15 protein-coding genes are annotated in these 17,925 nt (G+C 53.7%); 7 read left to right on the top strand and 8 right to left on the bottom strand.

Annotation, left to right across the window (positions count from 1 at the left end; all coding sequences use genetic code 11):
• Positions 1-5: 5 nt before the first annotated feature.
• Positions 6-470 (bottom strand): hypothetical protein, encoded by a 465-nt coding sequence (locus PVE98_RS14590; RefSeq protein ID WP_333620546.1) that lies wholly within the window; start codon positions 468-470, stop codon positions 6-8.
• Positions 471-613: 143 nt separating this feature from the next.
• Between PVE98_RS14590 and PVE98_RS14585 the strand changes: the two genes are divergently transcribed.
• Positions 614-829 carry a hypothetical protein gene (locus PVE98_RS14585; RefSeq protein ID WP_407568516.1) on the top strand — a complete coding sequence of 72 codons (216 nt, stop codon included), beginning with the start codon at positions 614-616 and terminating at the stop codon, positions 827-829.
• 311 nt (positions 830-1,140) lie between these two features.
• Here PVE98_RS14585 and PVE98_RS14580 read toward each other — a convergent pair whose 3' ends face one another.
• Together PVE98_RS14580 and PVE98_RS14575 are read right to left on the bottom strand one after the other, a co-directional pair.
• Entirely contained in the window at positions 1,141-1,764 is a 624-nt protein-coding gene (locus PVE98_RS14580) for a hypothetical protein (RefSeq protein ID WP_333620545.1), read from the bottom strand.
• A 42-nt stretch (positions 1,765-1,806) separates the two neighbouring features.
• A complete protein-coding gene (locus PVE98_RS14575) occupies positions 1,807-2,241 on the bottom strand; it encodes a hypothetical protein (protein ID WP_084882845.1) in 435 nt (144 codons plus the stop codon).
• A 1,231-nt stretch (positions 2,242-3,472) separates the two neighbouring features.
• On the opposite strand from PVE98_RS14575, the gene PVE98_RS14570 reads away from it, so the two are divergent.
• Positions 3,473-5,392, top strand: a complete 1,920-nt coding sequence (locus PVE98_RS14570) for a methyl-accepting chemotaxis protein (RefSeq protein ID WP_096072726.1) — start codon at positions 3,473-3,475, stop codon at positions 5,390-5,392.
• Between the two features lie 62 nt (positions 5,393-5,454).
• On the opposite strand, the gene PVE98_RS14565 is transcribed toward PVE98_RS14570, so the two are convergent.
• A complete protein-coding gene (locus PVE98_RS14565) occupies positions 5,455-6,030 on the bottom strand; it encodes a TetR/AcrR family transcriptional regulator (RefSeq protein WP_096072727.1) in 576 nt (191 codons plus the stop codon).
• Between the two features lie 99 nt (positions 6,031-6,129).
• Here PVE98_RS14565 and PVE98_RS14560 point away from each other — a divergent pair, with 99 nt between their 5' ends.
• Entirely contained in the window at positions 6,130-7,023 is an 894-nt protein-coding gene (locus PVE98_RS14560) for an ABC transporter six-transmembrane domain-containing protein (protein WP_096072728.1), read from the top strand.
• A gap of 47 nt (positions 7,024-7,070) precedes the next feature.
• Positions 7,071-10,187, top strand: a complete 3,117-nt coding sequence (locus PVE98_RS14555; RefSeq protein ID WP_096072729.1) for a multidrug efflux RND transporter permease subunit — start codon at positions 7,071-7,073, stop codon at positions 10,185-10,187.
• A gap of 78 nt (positions 10,188-10,265) precedes the next feature.
• On the opposite strand, the gene PVE98_RS14550 is transcribed toward PVE98_RS14555, so the two are convergent.
• Positions 10,266-10,694 (bottom strand): GFA family protein, encoded by a 429-nt coding sequence (locus PVE98_RS14550; protein WP_072010452.1) that lies wholly within the window; start codon positions 10,692-10,694, stop codon positions 10,266-10,268.
• Positions 10,695-10,863: 169 nt separating this feature from the next.
• Positions 10,864-11,997, bottom strand: a complete 1,134-nt coding sequence (locus tag PVE98_RS14545; RefSeq protein WP_033752588.1) for a glutathione-independent formaldehyde dehydrogenase — start codon at positions 11,995-11,997, stop codon at positions 10,864-10,866.
• Positions 11,998-12,176: 179 nt separating this feature from the next.
• On the opposite strand from PVE98_RS14545, the gene PVE98_RS14540 reads away from it, so the two are divergent.
• Positions 12,177-12,527, top strand: a complete 351-nt coding sequence (locus PVE98_RS14540) for a DUF305 domain-containing protein (RefSeq protein WP_096072730.1) — start codon at positions 12,177-12,179, stop codon at positions 12,525-12,527.
• Positions 12,528-12,605: 78 nt separating this feature from the next.
• Here the strand turns inward: PVE98_RS14540 and PVE98_RS14535 are convergent, their stop codons facing one another.
• Both PVE98_RS14535 and eat read right to left on the bottom strand, forming a co-directional pair.
• Positions 12,606-13,946, bottom strand: coding sequence for an aspartate aminotransferase family protein (locus tag PVE98_RS14535; protein WP_096072731.1), 1,341 nt, complete (start codon positions 13,944-13,946; stop codon positions 12,606-12,608).
• Between the two features lie 63 nt (positions 13,947-14,009).
• On the bottom strand, positions 14,010-15,374 hold the full coding sequence (eat, locus tag PVE98_RS14530) for an ethanolamine permease (protein WP_096072732.1): 1,365 nt from the start codon (positions 15,372-15,374) through the stop codon (positions 14,010-14,012).
• Between the two features lie 243 nt (positions 15,375-15,617).
• Here eat and PVE98_RS14525 point away from each other — a divergent pair, with 243 nt between their 5' ends.
• Entirely contained in the window at positions 15,618-16,622 is a 1,005-nt protein-coding gene (locus PVE98_RS14525; RefSeq protein WP_096072733.1) for a phosphotransferase enzyme family protein, read from the top strand.
• A gap of 138 nt (positions 16,623-16,760) precedes the next feature.
• Entirely contained in the window at positions 16,761-17,828 is a 1,068-nt protein-coding gene (locus PVE98_RS14520) for an AraC family transcriptional regulator (RefSeq protein WP_096073879.1), read from the top strand.
• The last annotated feature ends 97 nt before the right edge of the window (positions 17,829-17,925 follow it).

Here is a 17,925-nt window from a genome sequence, read left to right as displayed (position 1 = left end):
GGTGCTTACTTCATCAGAACAGCGAGGCCTGCTGTAGTAATGGTTTGAACAACCGTTTTGAGTGACTCCGTTGTCAATTCAGATAGTTTAGACTTCGCCTTTTCTTTATCTGCATCGTTCATGCCTGATAGGGTAATAAGGTCTTCAAGTACGACAACAGCATCGCGGTGGAATCTGATGGTCTGGACGTTAAGAATTGCACTTAGCCCGCCATCTTTTTGCATAAAGTCGATGCCTTTGACTGTTATTTTTAGCCCGGCAGTATTTATAGAATAATTGTTTGCTCCAGCTCTCAGACCACTTTCAATAAGGTCATGCCCTTCAAGGTAAAGAAGGTTAGAAATCAATGCGTTATCATCAGGAAATAAATTGGTCACTTCTTTATATTCTTCGCTTGTCATCCTGTTTGGGTAAAGATTGAAGAGTATTTGCAGCAGTTCATTCTGAAGCCGTCTATCGAACTTATCCATTTTCGCATCCTCTGCCGTGTGTCATCTAAGGCTACCCTGAAAGAACCGCTTCGCCCATCCTGATAGATGATCAGTGCTTAGGGTTTTGCAAATGATCCAAGCGATGGTTAAGATGCTCCTGCTTTAGGTTAGCGGTGGTGGGTGTGGGTTCAACTCCCGCTCTGTTGTATGTGCTCTCCCTGTTTGCACTGGCAGTTTTCTTGATGTACATGGCAATTCGTTTACCAATTTATTTTCAAAGCAAGGGGGTTTATATGGGCGCACTTCACTACATGGTTACAGCATTTTTTTCAGTTGCTTCAAATTACGTTCTGGGATTGGGCATTAATACAACAGGTACGGTTACCTCGCTAACCTAAAGCAAACATTTAAACTCGCTTATCTGCTTTATTTTCAACTGAGTGAAAGTTGAATTCTGATGCTACTAGCCGCATTTAGCATAGATTTTGCCTGACGTTTCCTATAAACAGGCAGGGGGTAATGATTGACCGACAGCCGATTGAGATGACGCTGCTACATATTGCCCGCCAAGACGGTGAGCCACTGTACAGGCATACGCTGTACACCATCAGGAACGGAAAAGCTCAGGCACTTCAGGCTAAAGAGCGCCACCAGCAGAGGATGGCTGCGTCAGGGGCTAAATGGCAAAAGCCGGCTGAAAGAAGAAATATCAAGTGTTAGGATATAAATGCTTATCCAGCGTCTCTTTGAGAGAAATAGCAGCGTTTCCCAAAGAACTAATATCTGAAATCTGGTGCGCCTGGAAGGATGTTATCTCACCGATAGTCATCGTTAGGGAAACATTGAGACCGTCGAGGACCAGCATATCCGGGGCGTAGCTATGTGAGGATAAAGCGCGCGCCAACTTCTCTATTTTGGTTGTATCAGTATCACTAATTGTCACTGTCAAAGATTCAGGCTCAGAGTCAATGCTGGGAAGGTAGGCATATGAGAGGACATTTCCCTTAATTGAATAGTGTTCTTGTGGATTGAATGGTGCCGAAGTTAGATCAAGCCTAAACCATTCATTCTGCTTTGATAATTGATAATTCCTGCGGCTTTTCTCGGCTTCCGTTTTGTCTAATCTGTAAAAGCTATAGCCAGCCAGAGTTAAGGCACAAATAAGCGATATTCCCCCTCCGCTTCCTACGCCGCCATGGTGTGAGCAAGCTCCCTGTATACCAATTGAAGGTGACTGCCAGCCATCTGAACACCCACCACCCAATAAAGCTTTCATTCCAAAAAACACAGTAACAAACACAATACCTGGAACTAGCCAAAAGCGTTTTTTCATTTTTCATCCATGCAACATCAATAAGCCTACCCGTTCAGGTTACTAATTTCTGAGCATGGCCGCATCGACTTTAGCTTTATGGTCTGCCTGACGTTTCCATGCGCTATATATATCTTTAGTCCACGCCTTACCAGCTTTCGTCTGATAGCCTGCATCGTTAAGTCGTTCTGCGATGATGCGACCATTGTCAAAGCCCTGATTGATAGTCTCTGCAATGATGCGGATCACCTCCTGTTCATCGTATGGCAAACCCGGCACACCCTGCTTACCGATGATAAGAGCAGCCGCGGCCACTTCCATACGTTCCACCAGCGACATTAAGCGAGCGTTAGGATTAGTCTCTGGCAGGCTCATCTTCTGCCGAATAGCATCGACCAGCCATGCTGTTTTATCACCACCAGCAGCGCTAACAGCATCAGTAAAAGCTTCGCTTAGTTCGGCTGGTACACGGAAAGTAACGGAAAGGGATTTGCTCATAGGTCACCAGCATCAGGGGAGAAGTGAGCATTTTAGCATCGTAAGACAGTGTAAGACATGAAAAATTGTTGGTTCATACTGTCCCGTTGTTGGTTCAATTGGGGGCTGTGTTGGTTCACTTTTTCCAAAATAAACCTTACAAAACAAGAATCTTTACAAATTGAACCAACTGAACCAACTGAACTACATGTTTTTGCATATATATAACGCAAGCGCGGCCTAAGGCTCATCATGCGCTTTCCTATTTGATGATCCAGATCTTTCAGTATCTATAAGACATATCAAAACATCTGGATCAGCTATCTAGGTCAGCGTCAAAGTAGAAGTGTGACGCAGTCATTAATCGCTGTTCAAAAAATGGGCTGACTTTGAGGTCATAAAAACATTTGGGGGTACTTTTGGGGGTATGTGGAATTATCTAATGCATAAAAAACATTATATAACATATACATATGTTTTATTATTCAATCCTGTAGGGGTGCCATTTTCTCTTCTTTCACTCCTTCGTGAATGCTTCAAAATATATAAAAAAGAAATCGGCCTCTGATGCGGGTTTGTCGATATGCCGTCCCTCTATGGCGACACCTCGTTGAAAAGAGTGCGGCTCGACGTACGGTTATTCCCTGGCGGGTCGCTGTATTACGCTACAGCGACCCTCAGTGTGCAGAGGTTATTTTTTCCAGAAGCTGCGCTGTGTTTAAACTTTCGGCCATAGCAACGAGTAAAGCCCTCACGTAAGAGGGCAAAGTACTTTTTAATTTTAAACTTACCCTGGTGAGGCTATTACAGTTAACGTCACTTTTATTATTTACTTTAGGGCGGAAGAGGGCTTTCTACGTTTTAATCTCTTGAAGCCGATATTTCGGCGCATACTTTGTTTGCAAATGAACAGGGCGCCTGTTCTGCTATTCGAAGAGTAAAAAAAAAGATTGCGGGGCCGAAACGGCCTGTCATTTTCACTCTATTCATTTCCTGTTTCTGACGTCTGGGGAAGCGAAGAGTAGGCGCACATTATTTCTTTTTATGGTTATCTTTGCACAGGAAATAGTTAGATCCCTTAATGTTCTGCCTCTTATTTTTAGCGAGAAAAAAGTGATCGTTGTCAATTTTAATGCAGATGGATGAGCTATGTCGCAAAATTAATATAAATTTTATGGCTGCTTTCCCGATAAAGCAGATATCCAGCAGGGCTTTTCGCCACTGGGAAAACTGCCAAACAGGGGCTGCATCAATGAAAGTCATGAAAATTTTCCCAAATTTAAAAATAGGCGGCAAACTAACGCTGGGTTTTGCATTAGTCATCTTCGCCTCTGTCATCATTGCGCTGCTTGCGTTCCGCTGTTTTTTTAGCATTCAGGAAAACTCGGCTAAACGTGACATTATTGTGAATATGGCCAATACGCTTAGTGACGCCAGGCTCAATCGGACGCTGTTTCAATATACCAGGGATAAAAGGTATTTTGAGCTTAACGGGATGGCGATGAATAAGCTGACCGTATTGAAAGATAATCTGGAAGAGCACGTATGGTCTGCCGAAGGCGAGGCAAAAGTCATTCGGCTCGAACAAAATCTGAAACAGTATCAGGATAAACGAGCGAGCTTTCTTGCCGCGACGAACAACACCGACAGCGCGTTAACAGAACTCACCGCGATGGCCTTTCCTTCATTCGCAGAGCAGCTCAGCTCACGTGTCTCTTTTGTACCATCTGAAACAGCGGCGGCGCTTTTTGCCCTGAAATCGAAAATTGATTCTCTCTCTTTGACATTACGAGATTATCTGACAAAGCCAGATGAAGCGTTGTTGAATACCCTTATCAGACAACTTGATGAGATTCAGTCGCTCATGGCAACGGCTGGCACCTCTGATGATGCTTTACTCAGCGAGTTATTGACAGCCATACAACAGAAAAGCGCAGTCATGCCCGGTCTGTTGCAAAAATATCTACAGCAGGCACATTTAGAAAAACTGGCTTCAGACGAGATGACCGGGGCCGCAGTTACGCTGAATAAAACGATGACAGATTTGGCGCTTTATCAGTCAGAAATGGCAGGCAGGTATATTCAGACGGCGCTCTGGCAGATTGGTTTTACCACTATCGCCTGCATTGTGCTTAGCCTTCTGGTTGCATGGCAGATGACCCGCAGTATTACCCGGCCCCTTAAAGAAACCCTCTCTTCCGCGCAACGTATTGCGGAAGGCGATTTGACGTCGGAAATCGCCAGCACACGCTCTGACGAACTGGGCCAGCTGATGACCGCCGTCAACACCATGAACCTGAGCCTTCGCACCATCATTTCGCGCGTGCGTGACGGCGTAAACGGCGTGGCGCGTGCATCCTCGGAGATTGCCGCAGGCAATATCGATTTGTCATCGCGAACAGAGCAGCAATCCGCAGCCGTCGTTGAGACCGCAGCCAGTATGGAAGAGCTGACTTCGACGGTAAAACAGAATGCCGAAAACGCGCATCATGCCAGCCGGCTGGCCACTGAGGCTTCGCATAATGCGGGGCGGGGTGGGGAAATTATCAGGGATGTCATTACCACGATGGGCGGCATCAGCCAGAGTTCTGGAAAAATCGGCGAGATCATTGCCGTAATAAACGGTATCGCCTTTCAGACCAATATTCTCGCACTGAACGCGGCTGTTGAGGCGGCGCGGGCGGGTGAACAGGGACGTGGATTTGCAGTCGTTGCCGGCGAGGTAAGAAACCTGGCGCAGCGGAGTTCGCTGGCTGCAAAAGAGATTGAAACGTTAATCCGGGAATCGCTGGATCGGGTCAACGGCGGGACTGAACTGGTTAATCGCGCCGGGGATACGATGCAAGACATCGTCCGATCCGTTTCGCAGGTCAGGGATATCATGGGCGAGATCGCCGCGGCATCGGATGAGCAGAACCGGGGCATTACCCAGATTGCTCAGGCGATGACGGAAATGGATACTACGACACAGCAGAACGCGGCGCTGGTGGAGGAGTCTTCAGCTGCGGCCAGCAGTCTTGAAGAGCAGGCGCTTGGGCTGGAAAAAACTGTTTCCGTCTTTCGGCTGCCGTCATCCACGCCGGCGATGCATCAGAAAGTGCCAGACAACAGAACCAGTCATAAGGTGCCGGCATCCGCTACCTCTGCTGAGAATGACTGGGTAACCTTCTGATTAATCATAGCCCCTCGGGAAGAGGGGCGCAGAACGGTAACTGCCCAGCGAATGCCCATTATTCACTCAGCAACGCTTAAAAGCTGCTTAACCAAATAGCGTAAATCCTCTTTCGCTTGCTGAAAGCCCGCTGCTGTGGGGTTTACGCTAAGAATATCGGCATAGCCATTCACCGCGCCGCCTATCATACGGGCGGTGCGCGCCACATCGACCTGCCGGTAAAGTCCCAGGCCAATGCCCGTCTCAATCAGTCTTTCTAAAAGGCTAAACCATCTGTTCATGTTGCTCATGGCCAAATCGGCATAGGCCGGATCGTGCTGGGCCTGCGTCCAGACCGCATTGTACAGCTGCCAGTCCGCATCCTGGGTGGCAGGCAAACTGATAATAAAAGCATCAAGCGCGGCATCAGGCGCGAAACCGGCGATAGTCTCTTTAAAAGCATCAAGATCGGCCTGCATGAAACGCTCAACCGCCTCCAGCCTGAGCGAACGCCAGTCGCGGAAATAGTGATAGATATGGCTACGTGAGATACCGACATGCTCGGTAAGCTCCCGGGTCGTCACGTTATCGATGCCTTTATCGATAAAAAGCGCTATCGCTCCGTCGAGGATTTTAGTCCGAAGGTTTTCTGCTGGCATAGGTTCGATATTTCCCTGCATTGACTTTGAGCAAGCGCTCAAATAGACTCGCTTCAGTCTTGAGCAACCGCTCAAGCACATCATAATCAGAAGTTAAACATGCAAATATTCAAAACGCCAGCGCCGCCTGCGCCTGCTCGCAGCGCCCTCAAGACCCTGAAAATGTTGGGGCGTCGGCATCGTAAAAAGCTGCTGCTCACATTTTTTCTGGTCGTTGCCGAGAACGTTATGTATCTGCTCTACCCGCTACTGGCGGGATTTGCCATCAACGCCATGCTTTCGGGACGGGCGCTGCACGCTATGTTATATGCGGGCATGGTATTTATCATGTGGGCGATTGGCGCCGCGCGCCGCAGCGTAGATACCCGCACTTTTGCCCGTATTTACGCCGAGCTGGCGGTACCGGTGATCCTGACGCAGCGCAGCGAAAATCAGGGCGCATCGACTATTGCGGCGCGCGTCACGCTGTCGCGCGAATTCGTCGATTTTTTCGAGAAGCATCTGCCGGTGCTTATCACTTCCGTCGCGTCGATTACGGGAGCCGCTGTGATGCTGCTGACTATTGAGTTCTGGACCGGCATCGCCTGCATCGCCATCCTGGTTTTCTTTGGCGGCTTTCTGCCCGGCTTTACGCGTAAAAACGAAGCGCTGTTTGTGCGTCTGAATAACCGGCTGGAAAAAGAGGTGGGCTTTGTCAGCACCGCCACAGCGCCTGCGCTGACGAAGCATTACGGCGTGCTGGCCGGCTTGCGTATCCGCCTTTCCGATCGTGAAGCCATGGGATATCTGGCCATTGGGTGCGTGGCTGCGCTGCTGTTCGCCATGACCATTCTCTACATGACGCTAAACGGCGTTCGCGACGCCGGCCATATCTATTCGGTGATGACCTATATGTGGATGTTCGCCATGAGCCTGGATGACGGCCCGCAGCTGCTGGAAAAGTACTCCCAGCTCAAAGATATCGGCCGCCGCGTCAACACCGGGCACATCTGAGCCAGACGCAAAAATGATCTCCTGCCGCTTAACCACCGGATATACCGATGCCGCAATTCTTTATTGAAAGGCCTGTTTTTGCCTGGGTTATCGCCCTGTTTATCGTCCTGGCAGGCCTCATTGCCATTCCGCAGCTGCCTGTGGCGCAGTATCCGTCGGTGGCGCCGCCGAGCGTCAGCATTACGGTAACCTATCCAGGCGCCACGCCGGAAACCATGAATGAGTCGGTTATCTCGCTGATTGAAAGAGAGATCTCCAGCGTCGACGACATGCTCTACTTTGAGTCTTCAAGCGATACCTCTGGCACGGCCAGCATCACGGTGACCTTTAAACCCGGCACGGACATCAGGCTCGCTCAGGTTGATGTGCAGAACAAAATCAAGGTGGTTGAACCGCGTCTGCCGCAAACCGTCCGCCAGAACGGGCTGAACGTAGAGGCGGCCAACTCAGGCTTTCTGATGATTGTCGGGCTGCGTTCGCCCACGGGGCAGTTCAGCGAGCAGGACCTGAGCGACTATTTTGCGCGTAACGTTTCTGAGGAGCTGCGGCGCGTGCCGGGCGTCGGCAAAGTTCAGCTGTTCGGCGCGGAGAAAGCGATGCGCATATGGCTGGATCCAATCAAACTGTTCAACTATAAGCTGTCGGTCAGCGACGTTACTACTGCCCTGAGCCAGCAAAACGCACAGGTCTCGCCCGGCAGAATCGGCGATGAACCGGCGCAGCCCGGACAATCCGTTACTTACCCGCTCACGGTGCGCGGACAGCTCAGTTCGGTGGAAGATTTCCGCAACATTACGCTTAAGGCGCTGAATAACGGCTCGCGCGTCCGGCTGGCTGACGTGGCGCGCGTGGAGCAGGGGCTGCAAAGCTACGCGTTCGCTATTCGCGAAAATGGACACGCCGCCACGGCCGCAGCGATTCAGCTGATGCCCGGCGCCAATGCCGTCAGCACCGCAGAAGGCGTGCGTTCACGACTGAATGAACTCTCAACGGTGCTGCCGCAGGGCATGGCGTTCTCGGTGCCGTTTGATACCGCGCCTTTTGTGAAGCTCTCGATTGAGAAAGTCATACACACCTTTATTGAAGCCATGGTGCTGGTTTTCCTGGTGATGCTGCTGTTTCTGCAAAATCTGCGCTACACCTTTATTCCGGCGATTGTTGCGCCGGTGGCGCTGCTCGGCACCTTTACCGTGATGCTGGTGAGCGGTTTTTCCATTAATGTGCTGACCATGTTCGGCATGGTGCTGGCCATCGGCATCATCGTGGACGATGCGATTGTGGTGGTGGAGAGCGTTGAGCGCCTGATGGCGGAAAAAGGTCTGTCGCCGAAAGAGGCGACGCGTGAGGCGATGCGCGAGATCACGCCGGCGATTATCGGCATTACGCTGGTGCTGACCGCCGTGTTTATCCCGATGGGGTTCGCGACCGGCTCGGTCGGCGTTATCTATCGCCAGTTCACGCTCTCCATGGCCGTTTCTATTCTGTTCTCGGCTTTCCTTGCGCTGACCATGACTCCCGCGCTGTGCGCTTCGCTGCTGAAGCCGATTGCGCAGCACGGCGAGGAGAAGAGGGGCTTTGCAGGCTGGTTTAACCGCCGCTTCAATGCCCTGACCGCCCGCTATGAGCGAGGATTGCACGCCACGCTGCGCCGCAGCGGCCGCGTCATGCTGATTTACGCGGTGCTGTGCGCGGTAATTTTTGCTGCCTGGTCGGCGCTGCCTTCATCGTTTATTCCCGATGAGGATCAGGGCTACTTTATGACGTCGATCCAGCTGCCGTCAGACGCCACGCAGGAAAGAACCCGCTATGTGGTCGATCGGCTTGAAAAAGCGATTATGGAAAGGCCCGGCATTGCCAGCAATATCTCTATTTTCGGCTTTGGTTTTTCCGGCTCCGGCCCGAACACCGCGATGGCCTTTACTACGTTGAAGGACTGGGGCGAGCGGCAGGGCGCAACCGCGGATGGCGAAGCGGAATTTGTTCAGACCACCATGAGCAACGACGCTGCCGCCACGGTAATGAGCCTGATGCCGCCCGCCATCTCCGATATGGGGACGTCATCAGGTTTTAATCTTTACCTCGAGGATCGCGCCGGTCGCGGCTACGCCGCCTTGTTGCAGGCGGCCACAGCGCTGACGGAAAAGGCCAACCAGAGCGGCGTGGTGAGAGATGTCTACATTGAGGGGTTGCCCGAGGGCGTCAGCGCCGCGCTTGAGGTGGACAGGGAAAAAGCGCAGGCGATGGGCGTCAGCTTTGACGACATTAATCAGATGCTGTCAGCCGCCATCGGCTCAAATTACGTGAATGACTACGTGGATAACGGGCGCGTGCAGCAGGTTATTGTGCAGGCGGATTCCGCCTACCGCATGCAGCTGGCGGATTTACTCAAGCTCTACGTCAGGAATGCTTCGGGCGAGATGGTACCGCTGTCGGCCTTTGTCACGGCAAACTGGTCGCAGTCGCCGCAGCAGCTCAATCGTTATCAGGGCTATCCCGCCATTAAAATCGCTGGCAGCCCCGGCGACGGTTACGCCAGCGGCGCGGCGATGGCTGAGATGAATAAACTCGCGGCATCATTGCCGACAGGCTATTTCGCCGAGTGGACCGGCGCCTCGCTGCAGGAGCGCAGCACGGCGGCGCAGATGCCCTTGCTGATAGCCTTATCCGTGCTTGTTGTTTTCCTGGTGCTTGCCGCGCTGTATGAGAGCTGGTCCGTGCCGCTTTCAGTCATTCTTGTCGTTCCGCTGGGTATGGCTGGCGCGCTGCTGGCGGTGTTTATCGCGGGGATGTCTAATGACGTTTTTTTCAAGGTCGGCATGATTACGCTCATCGGACTTTCCACTAAAAACGCCATCCTGATCGTAGAGTTTGCCCGGCAGCTTTATGCGCAGGGTAAACCGCTAGCTGAGGCCGCCAGAGAGGCCGCCCGGTTACGCCTGCGCCCCATTATCATGACGTCGCTGGCTTTTACCCTTGGCGTGGTGCCGCTGATGCTGGCGAGCGGCGCCAGTAAAAGCACCCAGAATGCCATTGGTACAGGCGTTTTTGGCGGGATGATAAGCGGCACGCTGCTGGCCATCTTCTTCGTGCCGGCGTTCTTTGTCATTGTTACTTCTGGGGTGCAAAGGCTGAGTGGCGCGCTAAAAAGAGTTAATAAAGCCTGATCGATCGGCTCAGGGCAGTCATTGCTGCCCTGAGGTGACTCTTTACTGAAACGTCCGCTTGATTGCCGTCGCCAATCTTCAGGAAGTGAGTTTCAGGCACGTTAAAAGTGACGCCAGCGAGTCGACAGGTCCGGCATGGCATTGAGGTGAGCGCGTCTTATCCCAGGGCATGGCATCATCAGTACAGAAGTCTCCTGCGCATTGCATTTCAAGCCGCTCATCCAGCAAGCCAACGGGGATCCAGACATAAGGCTCGCCGCGCAAGGGGTTAGGCACCGTTGAGCCGCACAGGCTGCAAAAATCTGTCCGGTAGCCAGTCGGTTTTGACCATGAAACAATGCCGTTTTCGCCGTTAATCCACCTGAATCCGGCGCTTTTCACCAGCGTGGCAAGATTGTAGCCGACGCCACTCTGCTTTCTGCAAAGCGAGCAATGGCAACGATAAAACAGGGCAGGCTTTTCAGCTAGTTCAAATACGACTGCTCCACACAAACACGATCCGTTCATTTCAAAACCATCCTGGCACAGCCATATAAACTGCAACAGACAATAGCGGCTGCAGCCGTATTGCATCGATAATTGCCTGACAGAGGAAGAGTCGCACGATGACAGGATACGCAAGGGTATCCTGTCGACATCCACATTTCAGATGTTATTTTCTACTGGCCAACGTCAGTTAAGGTTTAAGGATAACCTTTGTCCATCCTTCGTCGCGATCGTCAAAATGTTTATATCCCGTAGGCGCCTCTTCAAGCGAAAGGCGGTGTGAGATGATGTCGCCCGGGCTGGCTTTACCCTGATGGATTAGACGGGCCAGTTGACGATTATAGGCTTTGACGTTGGCCTGCCCGGTACGTATTGCCTGTCCTTTAAACCAAAAGCTTCCGAAATCAAAAGGCATTTTACCTTGTTTGGCGAGGTCTGAGGCCGCTCCCGGATCCTGAGGTATAAATACGCCAACCACACCAATTCCCCCGGTTGCTTTGGTTGACGCCACAAGACTGTTCATCGTGATCGAATTGTCTTCATGGCCATGTTTGTTACAGCACTGGTAGCCCACACACTCACAGCCGCAATCGGTGCCACGTCCATCCGTCAGGTCGAGAATTCTTTGTACGGCTTCATCGCCGGTCGCATTGATGGCCGTCGCTCCCAGTTTCTCCGCCAGGGCCAAACGGTCTTTGTGTGTATCCACCACAAACACCTGTGAAGCACCTTTTATGATGGCTGAATGGGCAGCCATCAGACCCACCGGCCCCGCGCCGTAAATGGCTACGCTTTCGCCTGGCTTTAATCCTGCGAGTTCTGTTGCGTGCCAACCGGTAGGAAAGATGTCAGAGAGCATCACATAATCATCTTCTTTTTCTACTGCGTCAGGCGGGAGCACGAGGCAGTTAAAGTCCGCGAAGGGGACCCGAAGCAGCTCCGCCTGACCGCCTTCCCACGCGCCCATTTCAGCAAACCCATAAGCAGCGCCTGCGGTTCCCGGATTGGCTGTAAGACAGAAGCCCGTCAAACCTTTCTCACAATTCTCGCAAAAACCGCATCCGATGTTGAACGGCAGACAGACGTAGTCTCCGACCTTGACGCGCTCAACCCCTGAGCCAATTTCAACCACTTCACCCAGGTTTTCGTGCCCTAAAATACGGCCCTGCTCAAAGCTGGTCCGGCCCTCATACATGTGCAAATCAGAGCCACAGATGTTGGTGGTGGTAATGCGGACAAGGACATCTGTGGGGCGGACGATTTTCGCATCCGGCACCTCTTTTACTTTTACATCATAGGGACCGTTGTAAATAACTGCTTTCATGATCTTCTCCTGCTTGCGTCCGGAAAGGAACGGCTGCCCGGCCGAGTGAGTGTCGACTAAGCTTAGCTGCCATGACCGATAACGCGATTGATAACGCGGCGATCGGGATAGTTCTTATCTGCATAAGCTGGATCTCCCGGCCAACCCTCAAGACCTCTGGCGCTAAGAAGGAATAAGCCATGAAAAATTTACGCACCGTTCTGATTTCTCTGCTGGTTGTACTGCCGGCTGCGGCTATGGCGCAGAAGCCCGGTATGAACATGACGCAGTCCATGCCTCTCTCTCCGGCGTCAAAAGAGTACATGTCGGGCATGCAAAATATGCATCATGGCATGATGGAGGCAATGAAGGAGCCGGATGCTGACCGGGCATTCGCAAAAGGTATGGCTGAGCATCATAAAGGGGCGATAGCCATGGCGGAAACAGAGCTAAAATATGGAAAAGATCCTGAGATGAGAAAAATGGCCGAAGCTGTCATCAAAGCGCAGAAAGCTGAAATTGAGCAGCTGGAAAAATGGCTGAAGGAATAGCCCACTGCTATCCGGGTTTGTTTCATTAAGATATGAGTCCGCTATGCGCGCATAGCGGACGGTAAAATGGGGTTAAGTTCACCCCTGCAACTTCCTCAGACAGCGATCCATCGCGCTGACCACCCAGTCGATATCGTGCGTCTGGAAACAGAGCGGCGGGCGGATTTTCAGCACGTTGCCGTAGGGCCCGGCGACGGAGGTCAGCACAAACTCTTCGCGTAGCGCCTCCACCAGGTCGAGCGCCAGACGCTTGTCAGGCAGCTTGCTTTCCCTGTCCTTCACCAGTTCAAACCCGATAAACAGCCCTGCGCCACGCACTTCGCCGATGCAGGGGTAAGCCGCCTGCAGCGATTGCAGGGCCGCCAGCAGCGCAGCGCCGGTTGTCAGGCTGTGCGCCTGAAGCGCTTCCTGCTCAATGACATCCATCACCGCATGGGCCGCCGCCATGGAGACCGGATTGCCGCCAAAGGTATTAAAGTAGGGCAGCGCATCGCTAAACGCCGCCAGCACCGGCGCTTTCGCCATTAGCCCCGACACCGGAATGCCGTTCCCCATAGGTTTGCCGGTGGTGACCACATCGGGCACCACGCCGTGTCGGGCAAAGCCCCAAAAGGCCTCGCCGGTGCGGGCAAAACCTGGCTGCACTTCGTCAGCGATAAAAATTCCGCCGTTCTGATGCACGACATCAATCGCCTGCTTTAAAAAGCCTGGCTGGCCGGGTAATACGCCGTCTGACGAGAAGATCGAATCGGCCAGAAAACCGGCAAACTTGATGCCGTGCGCGGCCATATCGTCGATCTGCTGCTGAATTTCCCGCGCGAACCATGCACCCTGGTCCGTCGTCTGAACGCGATAAAAGTCGGGCGGCGCCACCAGGCGGGTATGCGCTGAAAGCGGCTGGCCGCTGCCCAGCGCGGGCGAGACGCCGGAGGTGAGCGCGCTGGTGCCGTGATAGGCTTCTCTGGATACGATGATCCCGGTGCCGCCGCTCCAGCACTGGGCAATGCGGATAGCCAGATCGTTCGCTTCGGAGCCGGTACACATATACATGGCGCGATCGATTTCAGCGGGCAGGGTGGCCAGAATGCGATCGCTGTATGCCAGGATCGACTCGTGCAGATAACGCGTATGCGTATTCAGCTGCATCATCTGTTGATGCACCGCCTCTACGACCGCCGGATGACAGTGACCAATACTGGCCACGTTGTTGTACATATCCAGATACTGATTGCCCGCCTTATCCCAAAGATACTGGCCCTCTCCGCGCACCAGATGCACCGGGTTGCGATAAAACAGCCGATAGGACTCCCCCAGCACCCGGCTGCGCTTATCGGTCAGCTGTCGAATGTCCGGCGCCAGCGTTTCCGCGTGTTCAGCACGAAAGCTGTTGGTATCCATTATGGTTGAACGTACCGTCATCGTGACTCCTTGGTCTTGGTGCTGCCCTGCCGCAGGCTACGCGCAGCAGGGCTTATAGATGCGTTAGTCGGCTTCTGCGGCAACAGAGGTCTGCGCGATGGCGCCGCGGCGGGAATGGGTGGTCAGGAAATAGAGATAGCCTGTCACCATAAAGCCGACAAACAGCGCGCCGATCTGCGGGTTAAACCACAGCATCGCGATCAGACAAATCACCGATCCACACAGGGCAATGCCAGGGATCACCGGGTAACCCGGCGCGCGATAGCTGCGCGGCAGGGTCGGATCTGTACGACGCAGTTTAAACAGGCTCAGCATGCTCATGATGTACATGACGATGGCGCCAAACACCGACATGGTAATCATCGCTGCGGTCAGGCTCATTCCCTGAAAGCTGATGCCGTCAGAGAAAATCGCGAGGATGCCGACCGCGCCGCCCGCCAGAATCGCGCGGTGCGGCGTGTTAAAGCGCGACAGCTTCGCCAGCGACGGCGGCAAATAGCCTTCCCGCGCCAGCGCAAAGAACTGGCGAGAGTAGCCCATGATAATGCCGTGAAAACTGGCGATCAGACCGAACAGCCCAATCCATACCAGCATATGCATCCAGCGCGAATCGTTGCCTACCAGCATTTTCATCGCCTGCGGCAGCGGATCGTTGATGCCGGAGAGGGGGCGCCAGTCGCCTGCGCCACCTGCAAACACCATAACGCCAACCGCCAGCACCACCAGCGTTAAAATGCCGCTGATATAGGCACGGGGAATGGTGCGACGCGGATCTTTTGCCTCTTCGGCCGCCATCGCGACGCCTTCGATGGCCAGGAAAAACCAGATGGCAAAAGGAATAGCGGCAAATATGCCGGATACCGAGGCCAGCGAGAATGTCTCCTGTCCCGCCCAGCCGTGAGCCACAAAGTTCGTCAGGCTGAAGCCTGGCGCCACCACGCCCATAAACACCAGCAGTTCAATCACCGCCAGCAAAGTGACCAGCAGCTCAAAGGTTGCCGCAATGCTGACTCCGATGATGTTGAGGCCCATAAAGATCAGATAGGCGCAGACCGCGATAAGTTTGGGGTTCACTTCCGGAAACTGCACATTGAGGTAGGCGCCTATCGCCATGGCGATGGCCGGGGGCGCGAAAACAAACTCGATTAAGGTGGCAATGCCCGCAATCAACCCACCGGTATCGCCGAAGGCGCGACGGCTGTAAGCAAACGGCCCGCCTGCCTGCGGAATGGCGGTCGTCAGCTCGGTAAAGCTGAAGATAAAACAGGTGTACATGGCGGCGACAAACAGCGTCGTGACCAGAAAGCCCAGGGTACCCGCGGCGCCCCAGCCATAACTCCAGCCAAAATACTCGCCCGATATAACCAGTCCCACGGCGATACCCCAGAGTTGCAGGGTGCCCAGGGTGGGTTTCAGTTTCTCTTTCATCACTGCGTTCCCCGTCTGCGTAAAGTGAAAAGCGATGCCTTAAAAGCTGACGGGTAGATGATGGACACAGCGCTAACAGAAAAACTTGACCGCAGAAAACAGAAATTCGTCGGCTGGGGTCAAGTCGCCCCAGCTCAGGCCGTCGTTACTCTGCTGAAGTCAATTTTTGCCTGCTCTCCTGTCAAGCGTGCAGGGAAGGTTCAGCGCCATGCTGAAGCCACACGCAGAGAGAGGGAGCCAGATATGAGCATTAAGCAATATGACACCTTGAGTAACGACGCCATTCTTCAGCTTGCCCATCAGGCATTGCAGGCCTATCCCGGCTGTCTGCACGCTGAGATCAGACTGCTGTGCCGTTCTGAGAACGCGACCCTGTCTGTCAGCACGCCGCAGAGCCGCTATGCGTTGCGTATTCATCGGGGCGACTATCACGCTAAGCAGGATATTGAAAGCGAGCTTCACTGGCTGGACGCCCTTCAGGCTGCTGAAATCTGTGTACCGGTTGCCGTCAGCGACGGGCAGGGTAACCGGATTCAGACGCTTCCTCTGCCTGACAGCGGCGAACGTTATGCCGTGCTGTTTCACTGGATAGAGGGCGATATGCTCACCGATGCGGTCGAGCCGGCGGCATTTCGCCAGTTAGGCCGCATCACCGCGCAGCTGCACCACCACAGCCGGCGCTGGCAAAAACCGCAGGGCTTTCGCCGTATCGTCTGGGATCATCACACCATGGTTTCTCCTGCTGGCCACTGGGGCGACTGGCGGGATGTCGCTGGCCTGGCGCGGTCGCAACACGCGGTCGTTGAAGAGACGCTGGCTCATGTGAGACGCGAGATGGCGGCATTTGGCCAGTCGCCCGATCGCTATGGTTTGATTCATGCCGACCTGCGGCTGACGAATCTGCTGGTTCACAAAGGCGAAACGCGGGTCATTGATTTTGATGACTGCGGAATGGGCTGGTATTTGCACGATCTTGCCGCTGCCATCAGCTTTGTCGAGCACCATCCGAGCGCGCCGCAGTGGGTGGAAAACTGGTTAAACGGCTATGAGCAGGTGGCGCACGTCAGCGATAAAGAGCTGGCTATGATCCCCTCGCTGCTGATTCAACGCCGCATCCAGCTGACGGCCTGGGTGGCCTCCCACAGCGAAACGGAGATGGCCCGCAGCCTGGGCAGCGGTTGGGCCAACGACACGCTGCGCCTGTGCCATCGCTACCTCGAAGGCGCCCGTTTGCCGATTGGCGTTTAGCGCACTCCGGCGGTGCCTGAATGGATGATTGCAGTGCAATCTATTCTGAGGCGGCGCTAAGTCGCTGTTATCACGCGCCTGACGGCTGGTATGTTTTTTGCAGAAATAACAGATGTTCAGTTTCAGGCGGAAAACATCATGACCAGCAGATTTCCAGAGGTGGCGCTCACAGCCTTATCCAGCGCAGGAAACCAGCACCGTGGCGTCCTGTCGGCCGCCGCGACAGGACTGGGCGATTTCATTAACGCTCAGGGCGGCGATGTGGACCGCATTTTTGGCGTCAGCGGCATCGATCCTGATACGCTCGCCTGCCCGACGCTGAGTCTGGATCTGGTGAATTACTGCCGGGTGCTGGAGGAAGCCGCCAGCCAGGCGGGCGTGGACAATTTCGGTTTGCAGTATGGCCATCAGTTCCGCCCGCAGTCTCTGGGACTGATCGGCTATATCGGCTTATGTTCGGCCACGCTGGAACAGGCGCTGCGCAACGTAGTCAATGCGTTTCCCTGGCATCAGCACAATACCTGTATCCGTCTGACGGAGCACGGCGACTGCTGGCAACTCGATTATCAGGTGCGTCACGGCGCGATTCTGCTGCGCCGACAGGATGCTGAGTTGACGTTAGGTATGTTTCTTAACCTGATTCGCCACGCGGCAGGACGGCACTGGGCGCCGCGAGAAGTCCACTTTGAGCATCCGCGCCCTGAACACTGGCATGAACACTGTAAAGTCTTCGATGCGCCGGTTTATTTTGATCAGCCCTTTAACTCGATGATCGTGGCTAAAACGGATCTAAGCCGCAAAATGCCGGATCACGATCCCATGCTGCTGCTGGTTATGCAGGATGCGATCCGTCGGCTCAGCCCGCCAGCGGTAAATCAGGACACCGTTAATCAAACCCGCACAGATATTCATCTTCAATTATTAAGCGGCGAACCCTCGCTGGAAATGATCGCCGAGAAACAGGGGTTATCCGCCTGGTCGTTACAGCGGCGGCTGCGCGATGAGCAGACCTGTTTTTCCGCCCTGGTCGACAGCGTGCGCAAGGAAATGGCGACCCACTATCTGAAGCAACACCATCTGTCGGTGTCAGAAATGGCGCTGTTACTGGGCTATTCTGAAGTCAGCGCCTTCTCCCGCGCGTTCCGGCGCTGGTTTGGCTGCAGTCCGCGCGACTGTCGTAAATCGCAAAGTAACGTTTTTCTTTGACTTCGCCCGCTTATTAGCCAGCCGGTAAAGCTATGTGGGGATAAAAATAGCGCTTAAATAGACAGAAGCGTGCGCAAAAATGGGCACGGATTAAAGA

Source organism: Pantoea sp. GABEPS69, assembly GCF_045780835.1.
Lineage (GTDB): Bacteria > Pseudomonadota > Gammaproteobacteria > Enterobacterales > Enterobacteriaceae > Pantoea > Pantoea septica.
This window is presented reverse-complemented; position numbering and strand designations above follow the sequence as displayed.